We start from the raw sequence: 21899 nt of genomic DNA, 5'->3' as shown, positions 1-21899 counted from the left end.
GCCATTGTACGGGCAGGTCGCCGCCTCAGCGCCCCGCCGGCTCCACGCTGCTGCGCCAGGCATCGAGGAACTGGCGGCGCTTGAGCGCATCCAGGTAGACCAGCAGGCCGGGGCCGAGCTGGATCGGGCGACGGCTGCGGCCGGGCGCGTCGTCGCCACGCGCGTTGCCGGTCACGATCGGCAGCAGCCGGGCCTCGCGCGCGAGCACCTGCTGGCCGCGTGGCGACAGCAGGTAATCGAGGAAGCGCCGCGCTTCCTGCGGGTGCGCTCCGGTGCGCGGAATCACCGCGGTACGCAGCACCACCAGCGTGTAGTCCTCCGGCTCGACGATGGCCAGCGGTGCGCCCGCGTCGATACGCGCCTGCGCATACGAGCCCAGTACGTTGTAGACCAGCGACAGCTGGCCGCTGGCCACCTGGTCGAGCAGCACGCCGGTGCGTTCCTCGCGCACCACCGCGTTGTCCCCCAGCGCACCGAGCAGGGCGCCGGCGATGCTGCCGCGCTGGGCATCCTGGGTCGCCAGCAGGTAACCCACGCTGCTGCGTTCGATATCGTAGGTACCGACCTTGCCGCGCAATGGCGCCCCTTCCGCACGCAGCAGGTCCAGCAGTTGTCGACGCGTGTGCGGAACTTTCGCGCCCGGCAGCCTGCGCGTGTTGTAGACCATCACCACCGGCTCGTAACTGATGCCGAACGCCTCGCCACGCCACTGCGCCCATGCAGGCAGTGCCTCGGTCTGCGCCGAGCGGTGTGGCAACGCATGACCGTCGTTGACCAGCTTGGTCTGCAGGTCCATGCCGCTGGAGATCAACAGATCCGGCGACGCAGGTCCGGCGCGGTCATGCAGGTAACGCGCGTACAGGTCCTGGGTGATGATGTCTTCGTACACCACCTCGCTGCCCGGATGCAGCCGCTGGTAGTCGGCAATGACCTCGGCGAAGACCTCGATATCGGTGGTGCCGTGGATGCGCAACTGTGCGGTGGCGGTGCCCTGTGCGGGAAAGCGGCGTACGTCGCCCGGCGCAGCGAGGGCCGGCACGGCCAGCAGCAGGGCAACAGTGGCGGCGAACAGGCGGATCATGTGCTGCTCCGGGGCAGGCGGATGGTGGCGACCAGGCCGCCCTGTGGTCGATTGCTGAGATCGATCTGGCCACCATGGCTGTCGACCACCCGCTTGACGATGGCCAGGCCGAGGCCGGCACCGCCGGAGGGCGCGCCCTCGCCCCGCGCGAAACGCTCGAACACGCGTTCGGCATCCACTGCGGCGATGCCCGTGCCGTGGTCGGCGATGGTCAGCACGGCCTGACCTCCCTCAGCGGTCAGCGCGATCTGCAAGGGACCGTCGCCGCCGTACTTCAGCGCGTTGTCGACCAGATTCTTGATCGCCTCGCGCAGCAGCAGTGCGTCACCGTGCACCTGCACCGGCTCGGCCGTCATCGCCAGTTGCACGCGCGGGGCGGGCCCAGCCTGCGGCAACGCTTCGTGCAACGCCTGGTGCACGGTTTCGGCCAGGTCCACGGTGGCGAAGCGCTGCAGATGCGATCGATGGATCACGCTGGCATCGCTGAGCAGCTGGTTGAGCAGGCGGCTCATGTGGGTCGCGTTGCGCTCGATCGCCAGCAGGCTGCGCCGCATGTCCTGCGGATCGTCGTCGTCCAGCGCCAGCTGCGCCTGCGCGCGCAGTGCGGCCAACGGCGTGCGCATCTGGTGCGCGGCCTCGGCCATGAACGCACGCAGGGTTTCATTGCTGCTGGACAAGCGCTCCATGAAGCGGTTCAGCGCTGCCACCATCTGGTCCATCTCGCGTGGCACGCGGGCATCCAGCGGTTTCAGGTCGGACGGCTCGCGGCGTGACAGTTCGCGCTCGACCCGCACCAGCGGCCGGAATGCGCGGTGCACGCCGAAGGCCACCAGCGCCAGCAGCAACCCCGACAACACACCGATCGCCAGCAGCGCGCGGTTGACCAGTTCCTGCGCCACCGCTTCGCGCGCACGCCGGGTCTGCCCCACCTGCACCTGCACCTCGCCCTGCGCGGAAGCAGCGGCGAAGCTGCGGCCGACCACGACGAAACGCACGGTCTCGCCACTGTAGGCCGCATCGAACAACTGCGGTTGCGTGCCCGGCCGACGCGGCGACGCGGGAAGATCGCCGTAGCCGGTGATCAGGGTGCCGCGGCTGTCGGCGACCCGGTAGAACACGCGGTCTTCCGGCGCCATTGCCAGCAGGTCCAGCGCGGCATAGGGCAGATCGACCTGCCACTGGCCGTCCACCAAGGCCACCGAATCGGCGATGGACAGGGCCGAGGACACCAGCAGATGGTCATAGGAGCGATTCGCCGCGCGTTGGCCGTAATCGCGTGCAGCAAACAACAACGCCACCGCGAATACCGCCAGCAGCGCGCCGAGGTACAGCAGCAGCGTGCGCCGCAGCGAGCCCGGTGCGGCGTTCGCAGCGCGTGCGTCAGCCATCGGCGTCGCTGCTGCCGTCGCTGGCTTCAAGCAGATAGCCGACGCCACGCACGGTGGTGATGCGCAGCGGCGCGCCTGCCAGCTTCCTGCGCAGGCGGCCGATATACAGTTCGATGGCGTTCGGCCCTGCTTCGTCATCAAAGCCGAACAGGCCGTTGCCGATCTCGTCCTTGCCCACCACCTGGCCGAGGCGCCCGACCAGGATTTCCAACAGGCGGTATTCGCGGTTGGGCAGTTCGATCGGCTCGCCATCGAGGCTGACACGGTGCGCGGCATTATCGAACTGGAAGCCGCCGATCTGCACCACTTCGCTGGCCTGTCCTCGCGCACGCCGCAGCAGTACGCGGCAGCGTGCCTCGAACTCGCGGAAATCGAACGGCTTGCCCAGGTAGTCGTCGGCGCCCACATCCAGCGCCTGCACACGGTCTTCGATGCCATCGCGCGCGGTCAGCATCAGCACCGGGGTGCTGTCGCCGCGCTCGCGCATGCCGGCCAGCACGCGCAGGCCATCGAGCTTGGGCAGGCCGATGTCCAGCACCACCAGGTCGAAACTCTGGTAGCGCAGCACGCTGGCGGCGGCCAGGCCATCGGCCTGCCAGTCCACGGCATGCCCGCTGCGCCGCATGCGACGGATGATCGCATCGGCCAGGTCCGGGTTGTCTTCGACCAGCAGCAGGCGCATGGGCGGGGGCGTGAGGGGGGAAACGAATGCTACCGCATGGCGCCGCTGCGCTCGCCGGGCATGGCCCGGCGCTACCGATGCTGACCTGTTCCGCCGGGCGTGGCTCGGCGCCACCGGGTGCATCGTCGCAGAGTAGCGCCGGGCCATGCCCGGCGAGCGCAGCGGCGTCTTTTACGCTGCACCGCACAAACCGCTGACAGGACGATGACAGCTTGCGCGACACAGACTGCGGCCGCGCACCGTCCGGTGCCCACGATTGCCGCGCGCCTGGCGTGCACCTGGGAGGGTTTGTGGAATTGAGCATTGCCTGGCGGCGTCCTGCCGCCATGATGGCCCTGGCTGCGCTGTCGGCGCCGGCCTTCGCTGCCGAAGACGACCGTCCGGTCACTGCCACCCTGGGCGGCCGCCTGCACCTGGACTTCGCCACCTTCGACAACGACAACCGGGGTACGCCGAACAAGGACGACACCGAGATCCGCCGCGCCTGGGTTGACGTTTCCGGCAAGTTCTTCGTGGTCGACTACAAGCTGGAAGCCGATTTCTCCGGCGACCGCGTTGAGGCCAAGGACGTGTACCTGGCGCGCAGCTTCGGCAAGGCCGGCAAGCTCACCGTCGGCCAGTTCAAGCAGTACTTCTCGCTGGATGACCGTACCAGCTCCAACTACGGCAGTTTCCTGGAGCGCGGCAACGCCGGCACCACGCTGGCCCCGCTGTACCGGCTGGGCGCGTCGTGGCAGGCCAATCCGGGTGACTTCACCTGGGCGGCCAGCCTCTACAGCCTGGAGAGCATCGACGCCTGGCAGGTAAAGGGCCGCGCGGCGGGTGGCCGCGTCACCTGGGCGCCCTCGCCCAGCGACGGCGACGTGCTGCACCTGGGCCTGTCGCTGGCGCGCGAGGCCTATGACAACCCCGGCGCGAACGGCGTACCCGGCCTGAAGATCCGCCCGCGCCCGGCCGGCCACCTGTCCGATGAAAGCCGCCTGACCCTGGTCGATTTCTCTGCCGGTCGCGATACCGACGTCAACAAGTGGTCGCTGGAATATGCGCAGGTGCGTGGTCCGCTGTCTTGGCAGGGCGAGTTCAGCGGCGCCACCTTCGATGATGGTGCCCAGCGCGGTGATGTGATGGCCGCCTACGGCATGCTCAGCTGGTTCGTCACCGGTGAGAGCCGCGCCTACGACCGCAAGACCGGCCGCTTCGCGCGGGTCAAGAACATCCGTCACAAGGCCGGTGCCTTCGAAGTGGCCCTGCGCTATGACCAGATGTGGGGCGCACAGCACCTCGATGGCCAACCCGACCTGCGCCGTGGCAGCACTGAAGGCTGGACGCTGGGCGGCAACTGGTACCTGCGCGACAACCTGCGCTTCATGCTCAACGTGATCGAAAGCCGCAACCGCGATCGCCTGGCCGGCACCACGGTGGACCGCACGCGCGCGGTCACCGGGCGCCTGCAGTTCGACTTCTAAACGTCAGCCCCTTCCACTTCCCCACATCCTGATTCTTCAAGGAGTCCGCAGATGATGCTGAGCATCCTCGGCTTTGGCATGGTCATTACGTTCATGTACTTGATCATGAGCAAACGACTGTCGCCACTCGTTGCCCTGATCACCATTCCCATCATCTTCGCCCTGATCGGTGGCTTCGCTGCCGGCATCGATGAAATGATGCTGGAAGGCATCAAGAAGATCGCGCCGACCGGCGTGATGCTGATGTTCGCCATCCTCTACTTCGGCGTGATGATCGATGCGGGCTTGTTCGATCCGCTGGTGCGGATCATCCTGCGCTTCGTCAAGGGCGACCCGATGAAGATCGTGCTTGGCACCGCCGTGCTGGCGATGCTGATCTCGCTCGACGGCGATGGTTCGACCACCTACATGATCACCGTGTCGGCGATGCTGCCGCTGTACCAGCGGTTGGGCATGAACGCGCTGAACATGACCTGCGTGACCATCCTCGCCGGTGGTGTGATGAACCTGACGCCGTGGGGTGGCCCGACCGCACGTGCGGCCACCGCACTGCACGTGGACCCGGCCGATGTGTTCGTGCCGCTGATCCCGTCGATGGTGATCGCCTGCGCCGGCGTGCTGCTGCTGGCCTGGTACCTGGGCATGAAGGAACGCCGCCGCCTGGGCGTGGTGACCCTGCCGCAGGGCGGGAGCTGGATGGACAACAGCGTGTCCGACGACAACAACGCGCTGCCGTCGGTGGAAGATGCCGAAGACACCAAGCGCCCCAGGCTGCTGTGGGTGAACCTGGCGCTGACCCTGGCGCTGATGAGTGCCCTCATCATCGGTGTGCTGCCAATGCCGGTGCTGTTCATGATCGGCTTCGCCATCGCGCTGGTGATCAACTACCCGAACCTGGCCGAGCAGCGCCGCCGCGTGGTCAGCCATGCAGGCAGCGTGCTGTCGGTGGTGGCGTTGATCTTCGCCGCGGGCATCTTCACCGGCATCCTCAACAACACCGGCATGGTCGAAGCGATGTCGCACAGTTTCCTGGCGATCATCCCCGACAGCTGGGGCCCATACCTGGCGGTGATCACCGCCGTGGCCTCGATGCCGTTCACCTTCTTCATGTCCAACGACGCGTTCTACTTCGGCGTGCTGCCGATCCTGTCCGAAGCGGCCGGCAACTACGGCATCACGCCGGTGGAAATGGCCCGCGCGTCGCTGGCCGGGCAACCGGTTCACCTGCTCAGCCCGCTGGTGCCCTCCACCTATCTGCTGGTGGGGCTGGCCAAGGTCGAATTCGCCGACCACCAGAAGTTCACCCTGAAGTGGGCGATCGCCATTTCGCTGTTGCTGATGATCGGCGGCCTGTTGTTCGGGCTCTATCCCTTCACGGCCTGATTCCCTTACCAAGGAGCGTTCTGCAATGACTCTTCGCATCGCCTACGTCACCAGCGGGATGGGCAGTGTCGGCACTGCCATCTGCCAGAGCCTGGCCCGTTCCGGCCATACCGTGGTCGCTGGCTGCGCGCCCAACTCGCCGCGCAAGGCCAACTGGCTGCGCGAGCAGCGCGAACAGGGCTTTGATTTCATCGCTTCCGAAGGCAACGCGACCGATTGGGCGTCGACCACGTCGGCCTTCGCCAAGGTGCGTGCCGAAGTCGGCGAGGTGGACGTGCTGGTCAACAACTCCGGTGGCAGCCGCGACCTGCTGTTCCGGCAGATGACGGTGGAGGACTGGAATGCGGTGATCGCCTCCAACCTCAACTCGCTGTTCAACCTGACCAAGCAGGTGGTCGATGGCATGGCCACGCGAGGCTGGGGCCGTATCATCAACATCGGCTCGGTCAGCGCCCACAAGGGCCAGATCGGCCAAGTGAACTACGCCACGGCAAAAGCCGCGATGCACGGTTTCAGCCGTGCGCTGGCAGCTGAAGTCGCCTCGCGCGGGGTCACCGTGAATACCCTGTCGCCGGGCTATATCGCCAGCCAGGCGATCAGCAGCTTCCCGCCGGACGTGCTGGATCGACTGGCCGCGTCGGTGCCGGTGCGGCGCCTGGGTCGTCCGGAAGAAGTGGCCGGCCTGTGTGCCTGGCTGGCTTCGGATGAAGCCTCCTACGTGACCGGTGCCGACTATCCGGTCAACGGTGGCCTGTACATGGGCTAGCCCTTTCCGCGCACGGCGTGGGTCTACTTCCCTCCCCCGGTAGATTCACGCCCTGCGCGGCTTCTCCCCGCGACGCCGTTCGTTGGTTTTTCGTAAACAAGGTTTCATGTTCCGTTCGCATAGTGGCCACGCACCGAGCCCCGGGCCGGTGACCACCCCCCATGCAATGGACCATCATGCAGACCCGATACCTGACGATCGCCGTGGCGATCGCGCTTTCCGCCGCCAGCGCCCACGCCGCTGAAGCTACCGACGCCACCGCCGATACCGCGCTGAGCGCGCAGACGCTGGATACCGTCTCGGTCATCGGCCAGGGCGAGACCCGCCAGGTGCAGCGCATCACCACCGTCGACAAGCAGGTGTTGCCGCCAGGTACCAGCGGCCAGAAGATCCTCGACCGCCTGCCCGGCGTGTCGGTGCAGTCCAACGATGCGTTCGGTGCGAATGAAGAATCGCAGACCATCAGCCTGCGCGGCTTCGACAAGAGCCGCCTGGGCTACACGCTGGACGGCATTCCGCTGGGCGACAACAGCTACGGCAACTACAACGGCCTGAGCATCGCCCGTGCATTGATCGCCGAGAACCTGGCCGGCGCCGAGCTGTCGCAGGGTATCGGCTCGCTGGGCGTGGCCTCGACCAGCAACCTGGGTGGCACCATCCAGTACTTCTCGATGGATCCGTCCACCGAGTTCGGCGGCCGCGCCAGCATCACCGCGGGTGATGACAACCAGCGCCGCGGCTACCTGCGCTTGGATACCGGCGATATCAACGGCTTCTCGGCCTATGTCTCCGGCGTGCACCAGGACCAGGACATGTGGGCCGCACCGTATCAGAACCAGACCACCCGTCAGTTCAACGCCAAGGCGGTGTGGAACGTGGGCGACAACCGCTTCGGCGCCTTCGTCGCCACCTCGCGCGCCAGCCAGGCCAACTATGCCTATCTGTCCAAGGACATGCTGGCGCGCGGCCTGGGCTATGACTGGAACATCTATGCACCGGACTGGGATCGCGCCGTTGCGGCTGCGTACTGCGCACCGGGCACCTACAACAAGGCGCGCTGTGCATTCAGCGGCGGCGTCAACAGCATTGACGATGCGTACTACCAGAGCCGTGCGCTGCGCGACGACAACCTGTACTCGATCGACGCCGACATCCGCCTGGGTGAGCAGGGCCGGCTGAAGCTGCTGGGCTACCACCACGAGAACCGTGGCCAGGGCCACTGGTGGGCACCGGGCCAGCCGTCCTACCCGGGCACCGACAGGATGCTGCCGATCTCGATCCGCAGCACCAACTACACCATCAACCGCGACGGCGCGACCGCCGCGCTGTCGTGGACGGTGGGTATCCATGAGCTGGAAGCCGGTGTGTGGTACGAACAGAACGACCATAACGTCTCGCGCAATTTCTACTACATCAGCGGCCCGTTCCTGGACGACCTGTACCTGCAGAACCCGGACCGCCGCCTGTTCAACCAGGACTTCGACATCCGTACCCGCCAGTTCTACGTGCAGGACCGGATGCGCTTCCTCGACCAGCGCCTGACCGTGGATGTCGGCATCAAGAGCCCCAATACGCGCATGACCGCCAAGGCCCAGCCGGGCGTGGAAACCAGCATTGCCTCGGGCACGCTGACCGCGAAGGAATCGGTGCTGCCGCAGTTGGGCGTGGGCTTCAAGCTCAACGCCAACAACGAGGTGTTCGCCTCGTATGCCGAGAACATTGCTGCCTTCGTCGGTGGCGGCAGCGGTGGCCCGCTGCAGGTGTCACCGGAATCATTTGCGGCCAGCGCCGGCCTGGAACCGGAGAAGTCCAAGAGCCTGGAAGCTGGTTTCCGTACCTTCGGCGAGAAATACCAGGCCTCGATCGCCGCCTACAACGTGAAGTTCGACAACCGCCTGCTGTCGTTGAACCCGTGCTCGAGCATCGAAGTCGGCACGCGTCCGGAGTGCGTGACGCGCTTCATCAACGTCGGTTCGGTGAAGAGCCACGGTGCAGAGCTGACCTTCATCCTCAAGCCGGTCGATGGCCTGCAGTGGTACAACGCGCTGTCCTGGAACAAGACCACCTACGAGGATGATTACACCTCGGGCGGTGCGATCGTGCCGGTGGCCGGCAAGATCACCGTGGATACGCCGCAGCGCATGGCGTCCAGCGAGATCAGCTGGAACCGCGACGGCTTCTTCGCCAGCCTGCGCGCCAAGTACACCGGCAAGCGCTACTACACCTACACCAATGACCAGTCGGTGCCAGGCGTGACCACCTTCGATGCGGGTGCCGGTTACGACTTCGGCCCGGGCATGGGCCTGCGCAACGTGCGGGTGTCGTTGAACGCAACCAACCTGACCAACAAGCGCTATGCCGGCCAGCTGAGTTCGTTCGCACCGACCGATCCGAAGGGCACGCGGTATGCGATCCATGCGAGTGCGCCGCGGCAGGTGTTCATGACGGTGGCGGCGGAGTTCTAAGTCGAAAGCGTTGCTCCGCGGCGTCTTGATTGTCGTCGCGGGGCAGGGCCGGATGGGCCGGCGCAGGACACGCCGTGAACCCGTCCATGGGGGCTCGATGGCGCCATCCATGGCGCCAACGGTCCTGCGCCGGCCCATCCAACCCTGCTCGACGGTTTCCTGCGCCACGGTGCGGAAGGCAAAGAAGAGCAAAAGCAAAGAGCCGGGCGTTGCCCGGCTCTTTGCTTTTCAAGCTTTTCGAACGCAATCCCTCTGGTGGACCTGCTACCGCGCTCGCAGGAAACTGTCTGGAGGAGGCGGGGCACCCTGACCAGGACCGTTGGCGCCATGGATGGCGCCATCGAGCACCATGGAGGGGCTTTTGCGTGTCCTGGCCAGGGTGCCCCGCCTCCTCCCAGCCGATAGCAGGCAGGCGCCGGAGGATCCGCCAACGCCTTTCATTCCGGCGCCAGCTGGTCCATCCGGATGCGGTTGGCGAACAGCGAGAACGCCAGCATGCCGGCCAGGCCGTTCGCACGGCTCATCCAGTGCGGCAGCCAACGCGGTGGCTTCAGCACGCCCGATTCGAACAGCGGCGCGAACGCGATCGCATCGGTCAGGCTCATCTTGCCGGCGAACAGCCAGCGGCAGACCTGCAGGCGATCCTCGGCCAGCATGTGGCGGAAGAACGTGTGCACCGACACCAGACCGCGCAGGTACACCGTGTCCTTGGTGAAGGCCAGGCCACCACTCGGCGGAACGCCGCGGAACACCCGCTGCGCCGAGGCGAAGCTCTCTTCCGGGTTCTGCCCGGAATCGCAGAAGTAGCGGAACACCTCGATGAAGTCCGCACCTTCGCGCGCCATCGCGATCGCCTCGGTACGCAGGCTGACGCGCTTCAGCCGCTCGATGTCGATGCTGCCGGTGATCTGTTCGGCGAATGTCGCCAATCCTTCCTGGGTGGCCGTCACCCGTGGCGAGGACAGCGCCAGGCTCGGCAGCACCGGCTGCGCGCGACCATTCAACGCTGTCAGCGAATGTACCAGCGCTTCGTGGTGGAACAACTGCGCGCGGTCGTAGGCGCTGAAGCGAGCGCTGGTGCGCAGGCGGATGCGGGTGGGTCCGGCCGCCGCCTTGGAGACCAGATCCGGGTCCAGCTGCACCTGGATGATGCGTGATTCAAAGAACGCATCGAGGTCATTCTGCAGCTGCAACTGCAACGCGATCGCCGAAACCGGCACCTGTTCTTCCGGTGCCAGCAGCTCGTGATCCAGTTCGGCGGCAATCTGGATGAAGTGGCGCGCTGCATCGCGCGTGCTCGGTCCGTTGCCCGGCAATGGGTGCTCGGGTGAACCGAACAACTGCACCGAGCAGGCATCCACGGCCGCCGTACCGAGGCCTTCCAGCAGCTGCGCAGCCAGATCCCAACTCTGCGCGGACTGCCGCACGTAATGGCCCAACGGATGGCTTTCATCGCACTCGGCAGCGAGCGCCGCCAGCGTGCGACGTTCGTCGCTGAAGTCCAGCTTCGGGTAGTCGACCACCGGCAGCTTGGGTTGGCCGCGGGCCACGCTGTCCAGGAAGGGAGCTTGCAGGGTTGCCGGCCAACTGGTCAGGCCCAGCAGGCGGATGCCTCCTACGGCCTCGACCAGGCGCGCATCGAGCGCTGCATGGTGGGCCACGTCACGGTCAAGCGTCGCGGTCGGTTCCATGGGCGGACTATAGCGCCCTGCCCTTGCTTTGGTAGGTGCCAACCTTGGTTGGCACAGATGTGCATGGGCGGAAAGCATCCACGCATGGCGTGGATCTACTGGGCCGCCCCTGTCCTGACAGTGCCAACCTTGGTTGGCACAGATGTGCATGGGCGGAAAGCATCCACGCATGGCGTGGATCTACTGGGCCGCCCTTGCCCTGACAGTGCCAACCTTGGTTGGCACCTACCAGAAGCGCGTTACCGGCACCGCGGGGTCAGCGCCTACGCGGCTTGCCCGCGGGGCGGAACTGCTGGCCCTTGCCCTTCCTGCCGCCACGCTCCTGCGCCGTCTCGGCCTGGCGCACGGCCAGCTTCGCGGCGGCAGCGGCCACTTCTTCCTTCAACTTGAAGTAGTTCTGCAGCCGGCTCTCTTCAATTTCGCCAGCATCGATCGCCGCACGCACGGCGCAGCCGGGTTCCTGCTGATGCATGCAGTCGCGGAAGCGGCACTGCGCGGCCAGCGCTTCGATATCGGCGAAACCACCTTCGGCCAGCGTCTCTTCGCCGGTGGGCTTCAGTTCGCGCATGCCCGGCGTATCGATCAGGCAGGCGCCCATCGGCAGTGGCATCAGTGCGCGGTGGGTGGTGGTATGGCGGCCGCGCGAATCGTTTGCGCGCACCGTGTTGGTCTTCATCCGCTGCTCGCCCAGCAACGTGTTGGTCAGCGTCGACTTGCCCGCACCGGAAGAACCCACCAGCACCACCGTGCGGCCGGGGCCCAACCACGGCTCCAGCACTGCAACACTGTCTGCATCCAGGCCGTTGATCGCGTGCAGGGCAATGCCCTGCATCTCCAGCTCTTCCAGTACCGCCAGCGCGTCTTCGCTGTACTCGGTCTGGTCGGCCTTGGTCAGCACCACCACCGGTTCGGCACCGCCACCGCCTACCAGCAGCAGGTAGCGTTCAATACGGCGCGGATTGAAGTCCGCATCCAGCCCACAGACGATGAAGACGGTATCGATGTTGGCCGCGATCACCTGCTGATGGTAATGCTCACCGGCGGCGCCACGCTTGATCGCGGTACGTCGCGGCAACAGGGCGACGATGCGGATGCCGTCCAGCAGCACCCAGTCGCCCACCGCCGGCCGTTCGTGGCTGGGGAAGCGCGGGCGCTGCCATTCCGGCAACGATTCGGCCTTGATCGACGCCTCCGGGCCATCCGCCACCACGTAGTGGGTGCGGTGCTGTTCGATCACCCGCGCCGGGTGGGCCTGCGGGTGCGCAGCCATCACGGCCTGCCAGTCGGCCTGCTGCGGCGGGCCCGGCCAGGGCCAGCCAATGGTCTGCAGGGCGGTGAAATCGGGGGTCTGGGTCATCGCCGCCATTCTACCTGTGCGATGCCGCCCAGCCCAATGTTGGCGGGCCCTGCAGCCCTTGCCATGCGCTGCAGCAATTCCGCTACCATGGAACCCCCATGCCTTTTGCGGCCCACCGCCCATGTCCACTCCCTCGCCCAAACCCCTGGTCATCCGCGAGCGCCTTTCCGAAGTGCGCTACGAAATCCGCGGAGAACTGGCGCGGCGAGCCCGGGAACTGGAAGCGCAGGGCCACAAGCTGATCAAGCTCAACATCGGCAATCCCGGCGCGTTCGGCTTCCGCGCACCGGAGCATCTGCAGCGCGCCATCGCCGATGACATGGGCCGCACCGATCCCTACACCCACCAACAGGGCCTGCCGGTCGCCCGCGAAGCCATCGCCGCCGCCTACGCCCGCCGTGGCGCGCCGGACGCCCACCCGGACCGTGTGTTCGTCGGCAACGGCGTCAGCGAGCTGATCGACCTGTCGCTGCGTGCGCTGCTCAACCCGGGCGACGAAGTGCTGGTGCCCTCGCCGGACTACCCGCTGTGGTCGGCCTCGACCATCCTCAACGACGGCCGCCCGGTGTACTACCGCTGCGCCGCCGAGAACGGCTTCCAGCCGGACCCGAGCGAGATCGAGACGCTGGTGTCCTCGCGCACCCGCGCCATCGTGCTGATCAACCCGAACAATCCCAGCGGCGCCAGCTACCCGCGCGAGTTGCTGGAGCAGGTGGTCGAGATCGCGCGCCGCCACAACCTGCTGTTGCTGGTCGACGAGATCTACGACCAGATCCTGTACGACGACGCGGTGTTCCAGCCGGTCGCACCGCTGGCCGGTGACCATCCCTGCCTGACCTTCGGCGGCCTGAGCAAGGTGCACCGCGCCTGCGGCTGGCGGGTGGGCTGGGCGCACCTCAGCGGCGACGACGCGCGGCTGGGCGACTTCCGCGCCGCGCTGGACCTGCTGGGCGCACTGCGCCTGTGCGCCAACGTGCCGGGCCAATACGCCATCGACGCCGCGGTGAACGGCCCGGACACCATTTCCGAGCTGTGCGCACCGGGCGGCCGTCTGTATGAAACCCGCCGTGCCGTGATCGAAGCCTGCGAGGCCAGCGAGCACCTGTCGCTGGTCGCCCCCGCCGGTGCGCTGTACGCGTTCCCGGCCGTGGTCGGTGCCGCCGCCAAGGGCTTCGACGACCACAATTTCGCGCTGGACCTCATGAACAACGACGGCGTGCTGGTGGTACCGGGCTCAAGCTTCAACGTGCCTTACCGCCACCACTTCCGCGTGACCCTGCTGCCGGAGGCGTCGGTGATGCGCGACGTGTTCGCCCGTATCGACCGCGCCCTCACCCGCCGTGCCGAAGACGCCACCAAGGTGGTGCCGCTGAAGCCCCGTCGGTCGGTGGCTTGAGCGATGGGCTTGTCGTATCTGGCCCTGGGCGATTCCTACACCATCGGTGAAGCGGTCCCGGTCGAAGGCCGCTGGCCGCATCAGCTCGCCGCCGCCCTGCGTGCGCAGGGCATTGATCTGACCGACCCGCAGACGATCGCCACCACGGGTTGGACCACCGACGAGCTCGACGCCGGCATCGACGAAGTGGCGCCGCGAGGGCCGTTCGACTTCGTCAGCCTGTTGATCGGCGTCAACAACCAGTACCGCGGGCGCCCGCTGGACGAGTACCAAGTGCAGTTCCAGGCCCTGCTGCAGCGCGCGATCGGCTTTGCCGGTGGCCGCGCGGACCACGTGCTGGTGCTGTCCTTCCCCGATTGGGGCGCGACCCCGTTCGGCATCCAGAGCGGGCGGCATCTGACCGGCATCGAGATCGAAACCGACGAGTTCAACGCTGCCGCCGAGGTGATCAGCAGCCAGCAGGGCGTGGCCTTCGTCGACATCACCGATATCAGCCGCGACAACGGCGCTGACCCTACGATGATCGCCGAGGATGGCCTGCACCCGTCCGCACGGATGTATGCGCTGTGGAGTGCGCGTGCGCTGCCGGTGGCCGCGCACCTGCTGGGCAGGACGGACTGAGCCGATGGACGGCACGCCACGGAACGGCACGCCCTTGCCCTGTTCGCCGCTTGATGCCGGACAGGCGCGCCTGATCGCCGAGTCTTTCCGGCCGATGCAGGCCTGGGGCAGCCGCCGCGATTACTACTACACCCGCGGCAAGCTGGGCAGCGACCCGCTGTATGACGGCGTACTGCAGCACCTTCCCGACGACGGCCAGCCGGTGCTCGACCTCGGCTGTGGGCTGGGCCTGTTCGCGCACGTACTGCGCCAGCGTGGCCGCCAGCAGGCGTACCTCGGGATTGACGTGGACAGCGACAAGATCGCGCGTGCGCAGCGCGCCGGCACCGGCCTGGCCGATGCACGTTTCGACTGTCTGGATGTGCAGGCACCCTTGCCGGCGCATGCAGGGCATGTGTTGCTGCTGGATGTGCTGCAGTACCTGGATGAGGCGCCACAACTGGAACTGCTGCGCACGGTGAGCGCGCGTGTCGCGCCCGGTGGCCGCCTGCTGCTGCGTACGCCGCTGGCGACCGGCGACCGCCGCGACCGCACTACGCGGGTGGCTGATCGGCTGGCGTGGCTGGTCGGCTGGATGGGCACGCGACCACGCCATTACCCGGATCCGCAGCGGCTGCAGGCCACGCTGGCTGACGCTGGGCTGCAGGTGGCTCCGTTGCGTCCCCTGCATGGGCGCACGCCGTTCAACAGCTGGCTGCTGGTTGCCGAGCGTCCGGGAACTGCGGCCAACGGCTGAGCCCCTCGTGGTGGGCGGCGGTCTGCGAGGGCTGCCCGGGCGGTTTACGGGTGCGTCCACCACGGCAGACAAGAGAAAAGCGAAGAGCAAACGCGGGTCGCTTCGCTCTTGCCGCGCTGCGCGCTCGCCGGGCGTGACCCGGCGCTACCGGTCAGCCGGCCGGCAGTTCGGCCTTCAGGCCGCGCTCGTCCAGCACCTGCAGCACGCGTTCGATGATGGCCAGGTTGTGGCCGTGGGCGGCACCTTCATGCAACAGCACAATCGCGCCCGGGCGCAGGTCGGGCAGCAGACGCGCCAGCACGCCGTCCGGCGTGCAGCCAACGCCGTCGTAGCCGCGGGCGCTCCAGCCCACGCGCACCAGACCCAGCTTGCGCAATACTGGCGCCACGAACGGGTTGGTCATGCCCACCACCGAACGGTACCAGCGTACCGGTCGCCCGCTGACCGTCTGCAGCGCATGCTGGCAACCCTCGATCTCAGCCGCCATCGTGCCCGGACCCAACCGCCAGAAGCGCGCCTGCGGGTGGCTGTGGCTGTGGTTGCCGAGGTCATGCCCACGACGCAGGATCTCCTCCACCAGGGCCGGATGCGCCAATGCGCGCTCGCCGACCAGGAAGAAGGTCGCCCGTGCCTGATGCCGGTCCAGCAGATCCAGCACCGCCGGGGTTTCTTCACTGGGACCGTCGTCGATGGTCAGCCAGACACGGTTGCCGGCATCGGGCAAGCGGCTCAGCACCGGTGCGTAGAAGCGGCTGTTGGGCAGGAACACCGGCACCATGAACAAGGCGTGGCTTGCCACCATCACGGCCAGGCCCCAGTGCCAGCCCGCCAGCACCCAGATCAGGATCACAGCCAGCTGCGACAGCAGCAGCCAAGGCACCCAGCGCCAGGGCCGGGTCGGGATGCGATGCAATGTTCCTGCGCTGGTCATTCCCCATGATGCCATGGGGGGTAGAATTGATGATTCGAATTTTTCGGACCCATGACTGCCATGTCCCTCGATCCCGCCCTGCGTTCGCGCATCGAAACCATCCTCAACGACAACCGCGTCGTGCTGTTCATGAAGGGCCAGCCGTCGATGCCGCAGTGCGGTTTCTCGGCCAAGGCCGTGGGTGCCCTGCAGGACCTGGGCGTGGAGTTCGCCCACGTCAACGTGCTGGCCGACGCGGAGATCCGCGAAGGCATCAAGGCCTATGGCGACTGGCCGACCATCCCGCAGCTGTACATCGACGGCGAGCTGGTCGGCGGCAGCGACATCGTGCTGCAGATGGCCGCCAGCGGTGAGCTGAGCAGCGTGCTGGGCCTGGCCGCACCGGACCGCACCCCGCCGCGCATCACCGTCACCCCGGCCGCGGTGGAAATGCTGAAGGGCGCGCTGGCCGATTCGCCGGGTGCCTCGCTGCAGCTGGGCATCGATGCCCGTTTCCAGCCGAACTTCCAGCTGGCCCCGTACGACGAAGGCGCGATTGCCGCCGAGTCCAACGGCCTGCGCGTGCAGTTCGACCTGGCCAGTGCCCGCCGCGCCGATGGCATCACCATCGACTGGGTTGACGACATCCGTGGCAAGGGCCTTGCGATCGACAACCCGAACGCGCCCAAGCCGGTGCAGGAAATCAGCGTGCGCGATGCCGATGACCTGGTGCGTGCCGGCAACGTGATGCTGGTGGACGTGCGCCCGGCCGAAGAACGTGCCATCGCCGCGGTCGGCGTGCCGTTCAAGAGCTTCGATGGCAACGTCCGCGCCGAGCTGGAAGCCCTGCCGAAGGACACCGCCCTGGCCTTCCTGTGCCACCACGGCGGCCGCAGCGCGCAGGCCGCAGAGCAGTTCCGTGCGCTGGGCTTCAGCAAGGTGTTCAACGTCACTGGCGGCATCGATGCCTGGTCGGACGAAGTGGACAACGGCGTGCCGAAGTACTGATCGGCTGCAGTTGATACACAGGAAAAACGCCGGCGAAAGCCGGCGTTTTCCGTTGAATCCATCCACGCATGGCGTGGATCTACTCCTTCCGGGTTATCCGGCAAAACCGCCTTCGGCCAGGTAGTCCAGTTCTTCCGGCGACGGCATGCGGCCGAGCACCGCATTGCGGTGCGGGAACCGGCCGAAGCGGCGGATGATGTCGCGGTGCAGTTCGGCGTACTGCAGGTATTCCTTGTCGCCCAGCACGTCGAACATCGCGACCGAGCGGTCCTGGTCCAGCGGATCTTCGGAATGCTCGAACGGCAGGTAGATGAAGGCGCGCAGCTTGGGTACCAGCTGCAGGTCCAGCCCCTCTTCGATCGCGCGCATGGCGTAGTGCCGGGCCAGGCCATCGGTGGCATAGGAATGGGCCGTGCCGCGGAAGCAGTTGCGCGGAAACTGGTCCAGCAGCAGCATCAGCGCCAGCGCACCCTCGGCGCTGCCCAGCCAGTGCTCGCGCGCGCGCGATGCGGCGGCATGATGTTCGTCCGCGAACAGCGTACGGAACCGTGCGTCGAACGCATCATCGCGGGCAAACCACTTTTCAGGGCCCGCGTCTTTCCAGAATTCCACCACTTGCGCGGCAACGTCCATCACCTACTCCCCAGGGCCGGCGCACCGCGCCAGGCCATCATCATCATTCGTCGAAGCGCAGGTGGCGGACCGACTTGCCGTTGCGCCGGATAAGCTTAAGCGCCTCGATGCCGATCTGGATATGGTTTTCCACGAACTGCGAGCTGACCTTGGCGTCCGACGCCTCGGTTTTCACCCCATCCGGGATCATCGGCTGGTCTGAAACCAGCAGCAGGGCGCCACTGGGAATGTGGTTGGCGAAGCCGGCGGCAAAGATCGTAGCGGTTTCCATGTCGATGGCCATGCAGCGCATCGCCCGCAGCCGCTCCTTGAAGGCCTCGTCGTGCTCCCAGACCCGGCGGTTGGTGGTGTAGACGGTGCCGGTCCAATAATCGTGGCCAAGGTCACGGATCATGGTCGAGACCGCACGCTGCAGGGCGAAGGCGGGCAAGGCCGGCACTTCCGGCGGCAGGTAGTCGCCCGAGGTGCCTTCGCCGCGGATGGCCGCGATCGGCAGCACCAGGTCGCCCAGTTCGTTCTTGCGCTTCAGCCCCCCGCACTTGCCCAGGAACAACACCGCCTTGGGCATCACCGCCGACAGCAGATCCATGATGATCGCGGCATTGGGGCTGCCCATGCCGAAGTTGATCATGGTGATGCCGTCGATGGTGGCACTGGCCATGGGCCGGTCCAGGCCGATCACCGGCGCACCGGTCAGCGTGGAGAACGTATGCAGGTAGCCCCCGAAGTTGGTCAGCAGTATGTGCTGGCCGAACTGGTCCAGGGGCACGCCGGTATAGCGCGGCAGCCAGTTGTCGACGATGTCCTGCTTGCTCTTCATGGGCGATCCGGTGCGGCGTGGGGAGCACCATTTTCCGGGAGGCGGACGTTGCCGTCGAGACGGCAGATGACGCCCCGTGGAAAAGGACACTTGGCAAGCAGGCCGGTCCCCGGCTAGCGTCGGTGGGTTGAACACGCTGACAAGGGGATCTGCATGACATCGACGTTGTTGCGCGCCGGGTTGGGTCTGGCGCTGGTATCGCTGAGCACGGCGCCGGCCGTGGGCGCTTCGCGCTTCGTGGCCGATCCCTACCCGAGCACCTACCAGGCGCATCCCGATGGGCCGTTGCTGATCCAGAACGCCACCGTGCTGACCGGCACCGGCCAGCGCCTGGACAACGCCGATGTGTTGCTGCGCGATGGCCGCATCGTCGCCGTCGGCGATGCGCTGCAGGTCGACGCCAGCGTCACCCGCATCAATGCCGACGGCAAATGGGTGACCCCGGGCCTGATCGACGTGCATTCGCATCTGGGCGTCTATCCCAGCCCCGGCGTCAGCGCGCACAGCGACGGCAACGAGATGACCGCGCCGGTCACCGCCAATGTCTGGGCTGAGCATTCGGTATGGCCGCAGGACCCCGGTTTCCAGGCGGCACTGGCCGGCGGGGTGACCAGCATGCAGGTGCTGCCGGGTTCGGCCAACCTGGTCGGTGGCCGCGGCGTGACGTTGAAGAATGTGCCTGCCACCACCTACCAGGCGATGAAATTTCCCGGCGCGCCGTGGGGACTGAAGATGGCCTGCGGCGAGAACCCCAAGCGCGTCTACGGGGGCGGCAAGGGCGTGGCACCTGCCACGCGGATGGGCAACGTGGCCGGTTACCGCGCAGCCTTCATCGACGCGGCCGACTACATCGCCAAGAACAAACCGAAGCCGGCCAAGCGCAAGGGCTGGTTCGGCAGCGACAAGGGCGACAGCGCTGGTGACGCCGGCGGCAAGCGCGACCTCAAGCTGGACACGTTGGCGGGTGCAATCCAGGGCGACATCCGCGTGCACATCCACTGCTACCGCGCCGATGAAATGGCCACCATGCTCGATCTGTCCAAGGAATTCGGCTTCAAGGTGGCCGCCTTCCACCACGGCGTGGAGGCGTACAAACTGGCCGACCGGCTGGCGGCCGAAGGCGTGTGCGGGGCACTGTGGGCCGACTGGTGGGGCTTCAAGATGGAGGCCTTCGACGGCATCGCCGAGAACATCGCGCTGGTCGACCGGCCGAAGAACAGCTGCGCCATCGTCCACTCCGACTCGCCCGAAGGCATCCAGCGCCTGAACCAGGAAGCGGCCAAGGTGATGGCCGCCGCGCGCCGCGCGCACATGCCGGAGATCGCGCCCGAACGGGCGATCACCTGGATGACCGCCAACGCCGCCAAGGCGCTGGGCATCGAAGCACAGACCGGCACGCTGGAGGCCGGAAAGATGGCCGACGTGGTGATCTGGAACGGCAACCCCTTCAGTTCGTACGCACTGGCCGAACAGGTGTTCGTCGATGGTCGCCGCGTGTACGACCGCAGTACGCCGGCCGCGACGACGCGGTCGGATTTCCAGCTTGGACAGGAGCTGCGCTGATGGGCATGTTCAAGGTAATGGTGAAGTCTGCCGCAACGCTCGGCGCTGCCGTCATGGCGCTGGCCTGCATCGCATCGCCTGCGCAGGCGCAGGACCTGCTGGTGCGCGGTGCGACCGTCGCTACCGCCAGCGCACACGGCAACGTGGAAGACGCCGACGTGCTGGTGCAGGGCGGCATCATCCGCGCGGTGGGTCGCGGCCTCTCCGCACCGGCCGGCGTGCCGGTGGTCGAGGCCAGGGGCCGCACGCTGACCCCTGCCCTGTTCGGCGGCATCACCGAGATCGGCATCGAGGAAGTGTCCGGTGAATCGAGCACGGTCGACAGCGCGCTGAAGATCGGTGAGCAGCCGCTGCGTCCGGAATTCGACGTGACCCTGGCCTACAACCCCGCGTCGGTGCTGATTCCGGTGGCACGCCTGGATGGCATCGGCTTCACGGCGCTGGGTGCGGCCACCGGTGGTGGCTTCGTTGCTGGCCAGGGTGGCGTGGTGCGCTTCGATGGCAGTGCCGACCCGATCGGCCCGCGCGCCCTGTTCCTGCGTCTGGGGGCTGCGGCATCTGAACTGACCGGACAATCGCGCGCGGCGCAGTGGATGCTGCTGCAGCAGATGGTCGATGAAGCGCGTGGCCAGGTCGCCGCCGACTCGCCGCATGCGCTGCTGACCCCGGCCGGTCGCCGCACGCTGGCCCGCTATCTGTCCGGCCAGGGCCGCATCATCGTGGAAGTGGACCGCGCGGCCGACATCCGCCAGCTGCTGCGCTGGGCGGCCCGCGAGAAGGTGAAGATCGCCATTGCCGGCGGTGCCGAGGCCTGGCAGCTGGCACCGGAACTGGCAGCGGCCAAGGTACCGGTGTTCGTCGATGCACTGGGCAACCTGCCGACGACCTTCGACCAGATCGGCGCCACCCTGGAAAACGCCGCGCGGTTGCAGCGTGCCGGCGTAGCGGTGGCCTTCGCACAGCGCGACGACGCCTCGCACAACGCGCGCAAGATGCGCCAGCTGGCCGGCAACGCGGTGGCCAATGGCCTGCCCTGGGCCGACGGCCTGGCCGGGTTGACCCGGGTACCGGCCGAGGTGCTGGGCGTGGCCGACCAGATCGGCAGCATCGAGCCGGGCAAGCGCGCCGACCTGGTGCTGTGGGAAGGGGATCCGCTGGATGTGGCGCACTATGCCGAACAGGTCTGGCTGGGCGGCCGTGCGATGCCGATGCGCTCGCGCCAGACCGAACTGCGCGACCGCTACCTGCAGCGCAACGCGCAGCCCTGACCGTTACAAGGAGCCATCGATGCCTACCCTGCGCTGGTATTTCGACTTCGTCTCGCCCTACTCCTACCTGCACTGGCAGAAGGTGAAGCGGCTGCCGCAGTTCGAGCACATCCAACCGGCACCGATCGCCTTCGGTGCGGTCCTGCACCATCTGGGCAACCTCGGCCCGGCGGAGATCCCGGCCAAGCGCCGTTTCATGTACCGCCAGCTGCTGTGGACCGCGCAGGCCGAGGGCACCCCCCTGCGCTTCCCGCCCGGGCATCCGTTCAACCCGCTGGCGGCCCTGCGCCTGTGCCTGGCCGCGGGCGCCAGCACCGAGGCGGTGGATGTGCTGTTTGACTGGATCTGGCGCGACGGCCACGCGGCCGACAGCGCCCCGGCCCTGCGCGAACCCGCCGCCCGGCTGGGTATCAGCGATGTGGAGGCGGCCATTGGCGAGCCGGCAATCAAGGAACAGCTGCGCCGCAACACCGCCGCGGCAATCGAGGCCGGCGTATTCGGCGTGCCGACCCTGGCCATCGACGGCGAACTGTTCTGGGGCAACGATAGCCACCCGCTGATGGCGGCGGTGCTGGAGGACCCGGGCCTGCTGGGTCGCCCCGACTGGCAGCAGGCGGTGGCCCTGCCGATGGCAGTGCAGCGCAGTCGCTGAACAGGCAGTGGCG

The 21899-nt window shown here is 67.1% G+C and carries 19 protein-coding genes; 11 read left to right on the top strand and 8 right to left on the bottom strand.

Going from position 1 to position 21899, the window contains the following annotated elements:
- Nucleotides 1-25: 25 nt before the first annotated feature.
- Genes WKB25_RS17585 through WKB25_RS17575 form a run of 3 tightly spaced genes read right to left on the bottom strand, consistent with a single transcriptional unit; the run spans nucleotide 26 to nucleotide 3151 of the window.
- Entirely contained in the window at nucleotides 26-1081 is a 1056-nt protein-coding gene (locus WKB25_RS17585; RefSeq protein WP_340571995.1) for an ABC transporter substrate-binding protein, read from the bottom strand.
- The gene (locus tag WKB25_RS17580) at nucleotides 1078-2469 is read right to left on the bottom strand and encodes a sensor histidine kinase (protein WP_340571993.1); all 1392 of its coding nucleotides are present in this window, start codon (nucleotides 2467-2469) and stop codon (nucleotides 1078-1080) included. Before WKB25_RS17580 ends, WKB25_RS17585 begins: the two co-directional genes overlap by 4 nt.
- A complete protein-coding gene (locus tag WKB25_RS17575; protein WP_340571991.1) occupies nucleotides 2462-3151 on the bottom strand; it encodes a response regulator transcription factor in 690 nt (229 codons plus the stop codon). Before WKB25_RS17575 ends, WKB25_RS17580 begins: the two co-directional genes overlap by 8 nt.
- Nucleotides 3152-3477: 326 nt before the next feature.
- Between WKB25_RS17575 and WKB25_RS17570 the strand changes: the two genes are divergently transcribed.
- The 4 genes from WKB25_RS17570 (at nucleotide 3478) to WKB25_RS17555 (ending at nucleotide 9231) form a co-directional block, all read left to right on the top strand.
- Nucleotides 3478-4617: a porin gene (locus WKB25_RS17570; RefSeq protein ID WP_340572018.1), complete on the top strand. Its 1140-nt coding sequence runs from the start codon at nucleotides 3478-3480 to the stop codon at nucleotides 4615-4617.
- 54 nt (nucleotides 4618-4671) lie between these two features.
- A complete protein-coding gene (locus tag WKB25_RS17565; RefSeq protein ID WP_340572016.1) occupies nucleotides 4672-6000 on the top strand; it encodes a CitMHS family transporter in 1329 nt (442 codons plus the stop codon).
- A gap of 25 nt (nucleotides 6001-6025) precedes the next feature.
- A complete protein-coding gene (gene phbB, locus WKB25_RS17560) occupies nucleotides 6026-6766 on the top strand; it encodes an acetoacetyl-CoA reductase (protein WP_340571989.1) in 741 nt (246 codons plus the stop codon).
- Between the two features lie 176 nt (nucleotides 6767-6942).
- Nucleotides 6943-9231: a TonB-dependent receptor gene (locus tag WKB25_RS17555; protein ID WP_340571987.1), complete on the top strand. Its 2289-nt coding sequence runs from the start codon at nucleotides 6943-6945 to the stop codon at nucleotides 9229-9231.
- 437 nt (nucleotides 9232-9668) lie between these two features.
- Here WKB25_RS17555 and WKB25_RS17550 read toward each other — a convergent pair whose 3' ends face one another.
- Entirely contained in the window at nucleotides 9669-10922 is a 1254-nt protein-coding gene (locus WKB25_RS17550; protein ID WP_340571985.1) for a flavohemoglobin expression-modulating QEGLA motif protein, read from the bottom strand.
- 256 nt (nucleotides 10923-11178) lie between these two features.
- Nucleotides 11179-12279, bottom strand: coding sequence for a ribosome small subunit-dependent GTPase A (gene rsgA / locus WKB25_RS17545; protein WP_240196694.1), 1101 nt, complete (start codon nucleotides 12277-12279; stop codon nucleotides 11179-11181).
- 121 nt (nucleotides 12280-12400) lie between these two features.
- Between rsgA and WKB25_RS17540 the strand changes: the two genes are divergently transcribed.
- Genes WKB25_RS17540 through WKB25_RS17530 form a run of 3 tightly spaced genes read left to right on the top strand, consistent with a single transcriptional unit; the run spans nucleotide 12401 to nucleotide 15032 of the window.
- Nucleotides 12401-13675: a pyridoxal phosphate-dependent aminotransferase gene (locus WKB25_RS17540; RefSeq protein ID WP_105164626.1), complete on the top strand. Its 1275-nt coding sequence runs from the start codon at nucleotides 12401-12403 to the stop codon at nucleotides 13673-13675.
- Nucleotides 13676-13678: 3 nt separating this feature from the next.
- Nucleotides 13679-14296, top strand: a complete 618-nt coding sequence (locus WKB25_RS17535) for an SGNH/GDSL hydrolase family protein (RefSeq protein WP_340571981.1) — start codon at nucleotides 13679-13681, stop codon at nucleotides 14294-14296.
- Nucleotides 14297-14300: 4 nt separating this feature from the next.
- On the top strand, nucleotides 14301-15032 hold the full coding sequence (locus WKB25_RS17530; protein WP_340571980.1) for a class I SAM-dependent methyltransferase: 732 nt from the start codon (nucleotides 14301-14303) through the stop codon (nucleotides 15030-15032).
- 151 nt (nucleotides 15033-15183) lie between these two features.
- Here the strand turns inward: WKB25_RS17530 and WKB25_RS17525 are convergent, their stop codons facing one another.
- Nucleotides 15184-15963, bottom strand: coding sequence for a polysaccharide deacetylase family protein (locus WKB25_RS17525; protein WP_340571978.1), 780 nt, complete (start codon nucleotides 15961-15963; stop codon nucleotides 15184-15186).
- A 60-nt stretch (nucleotides 15964-16023) separates the two neighbouring features.
- Between WKB25_RS17525 and grxD the strand changes: the two genes are divergently transcribed.
- A complete protein-coding gene (grxD, locus tag WKB25_RS17520) occupies nucleotides 16024-16950 on the top strand; it encodes a Grx4 family monothiol glutaredoxin (protein WP_340571977.1) in 927 nt (308 codons plus the stop codon).
- A 93-nt stretch (nucleotides 16951-17043) separates the two neighbouring features.
- Here the strand turns inward: grxD and WKB25_RS17515 are convergent, their stop codons facing one another.
- Both WKB25_RS17515 and WKB25_RS17510 read right to left on the bottom strand, forming a co-directional pair.
- Complete coding sequence (locus tag WKB25_RS17515; RefSeq protein ID WP_089236798.1) at nucleotides 17044-17583, bottom strand: DUF924 family protein; 540 nt, start codon at nucleotides 17581-17583, stop codon at nucleotides 17044-17046.
- A 43-nt stretch (nucleotides 17584-17626) separates the two neighbouring features.
- Complete coding sequence (locus tag WKB25_RS17510) at nucleotides 17627-18403, bottom strand: AMP nucleosidase (protein ID WP_340571975.1); 777 nt, start codon at nucleotides 18401-18403, stop codon at nucleotides 17627-17629.
- Nucleotides 18404-18556: 153 nt separating this feature from the next.
- On the opposite strand from WKB25_RS17510, the gene WKB25_RS17505 reads away from it, so the two are divergent.
- Genes WKB25_RS17505 through WKB25_RS17495 form a run of 3 tightly spaced genes read left to right on the top strand, consistent with a single transcriptional unit; the run spans nucleotide 18557 to nucleotide 21886 of the window.
- The gene (locus WKB25_RS17505; RefSeq protein ID WP_340571974.1) at nucleotides 18557-19966 is read left to right on the top strand and encodes an amidohydrolase; all 1410 of its coding nucleotides are present in this window, start codon (nucleotides 18557-18559) and stop codon (nucleotides 19964-19966) included.
- Nucleotides 19966-21234 (top strand): amidohydrolase family protein, encoded by a 1269-nt coding sequence (locus WKB25_RS17500; RefSeq protein WP_340571973.1) that lies wholly within the window; start codon nucleotides 19966-19968, stop codon nucleotides 21232-21234. The genes WKB25_RS17505 and WKB25_RS17500 overlap by 1 nt, the downstream gene beginning before the upstream one ends.
- 19 nt (nucleotides 21235-21253) lie before the next feature.
- Nucleotides 21254-21886, top strand: coding sequence for a DsbA family protein (locus WKB25_RS17495; protein ID WP_340571971.1), 633 nt, complete (start codon nucleotides 21254-21256; stop codon nucleotides 21884-21886).
- Nucleotides 21887-21899: the final 13 nt, after the last annotated feature.

This window comes from Stenotrophomonas sp. G106K1 (assembly GCF_037969685.1).
Taxonomy (GTDB): Bacteria; Pseudomonadota; Gammaproteobacteria; order Xanthomonadales; family Xanthomonadaceae; genus Stenotrophomonas; species Stenotrophomonas lactitubi.
The sequence above is the reverse complement of the archived record's forward strand: the minus strand, read 5'-3'. Positions and strand labels throughout refer to the sequence as shown.

Excerpts from the sequence above, each read along its gene's own strand:
- WKB25_RS17555 (WP_340571987.1), top strand. The coding sequence starts at position 6,943 with ATGCAGACCCGATACCTGACGATCGCCGTGGCGATCGCGCTTTCCGCC.
- WKB25_RS17530 (WP_340571980.1), top strand. The coding sequence starts at position 14,301 with ATGGACGGCACGCCACGGAACGGCACGCCCTTGCCCTGTTCGCCGCTT.
- rsgA (WP_240196694.1), bottom strand. The coding sequence starts at position 12,279 with ATGACCCAGACCCCCGATTTCACCGCCCTGCAGACCATTGGCTGGCCC.
- WKB25_RS17500 (WP_340571973.1), top strand. The coding sequence starts at position 19,966 with ATGGGCATGTTCAAGGTAATGGTGAAGTCTGCCGCAACGCTCGGCGCT.
- WKB25_RS17570 (WP_340572018.1), top strand. The coding sequence starts at position 3,478 with ATGATGGCCCTGGCTGCGCTGTCGGCGCCGGCCTTCGCTGCCGAAGAC.
- WKB25_RS17585 (WP_340571995.1), bottom strand. The coding sequence starts at position 1,081 with ATGATCCGCCTGTTCGCCGCCACTGTTGCCCTGCTGCTGGCCGTGCCG.
- WKB25_RS17525 (WP_340571978.1), bottom strand. The coding sequence starts at position 15,963 with ATGACCAGCGCAGGAACATTGCATCGCATCCCGACCCGGCCCTGGCGC.
- WKB25_RS17535 (WP_340571981.1), top strand. The coding sequence starts at position 13,679 with ATGGGCTTGTCGTATCTGGCCCTGGGCGATTCCTACACCATCGGTGAA.
- WKB25_RS17550 (WP_340571985.1), bottom strand. The coding sequence starts at position 10,922 with ATGGAACCGACCGCGACGCTTGACCGTGACGTGGCCCACCATGCAGCG.
- WKB25_RS17565 (WP_340572016.1), top strand. The coding sequence starts at position 4,672 with ATGCTGAGCATCCTCGGCTTTGGCATGGTCATTACGTTCATGTACTTG.
- WKB25_RS17505 (WP_340571974.1), top strand. The coding sequence starts at position 18,557 with ATGACATCGACGTTGTTGCGCGCCGGGTTGGGTCTGGCGCTGGTATCG.
- WKB25_RS17575 (WP_340571991.1), bottom strand. The coding sequence starts at position 3,151 with ATGCGCCTGCTGCTGGTCGAAGACAACCCGGACCTGGCCGATGCGATC.
- phbB (WP_340571989.1), top strand. The coding sequence starts at position 6,026 with ATGACTCTTCGCATCGCCTACGTCACCAGCGGGATGGGCAGTGTCGGC.
- WKB25_RS17540 (WP_105164626.1), top strand. The coding sequence starts at position 12,401 with ATGTCCACTCCCTCGCCCAAACCCCTGGTCATCCGCGAGCGCCTTTCC.
- WKB25_RS17580 (WP_340571993.1), bottom strand. The coding sequence starts at position 2,469 with ATGGCTGACGCACGCGCTGCGAACGCCGCACCGGGCTCGCTGCGGCGC.
- grxD (WP_340571977.1), top strand. The coding sequence starts at position 16,024 with ATGTCCCTCGATCCCGCCCTGCGTTCGCGCATCGAAACCATCCTCAAC.
- WKB25_RS17495 (WP_340571971.1), top strand. The coding sequence starts at position 21,254 with ATGCCTACCCTGCGCTGGTATTTCGACTTCGTCTCGCCCTACTCCTAC.
- WKB25_RS17510 (WP_340571975.1), bottom strand. The coding sequence starts at position 18,403 with ATGAAGAGCAAGCAGGACATCGTCGACAACTGGCTGCCGCGCTATACC.
- WKB25_RS17515 (WP_089236798.1), bottom strand. The coding sequence starts at position 17,583 with ATGGACGTTGCCGCGCAAGTGGTGGAATTCTGGAAAGACGCGGGCCCT.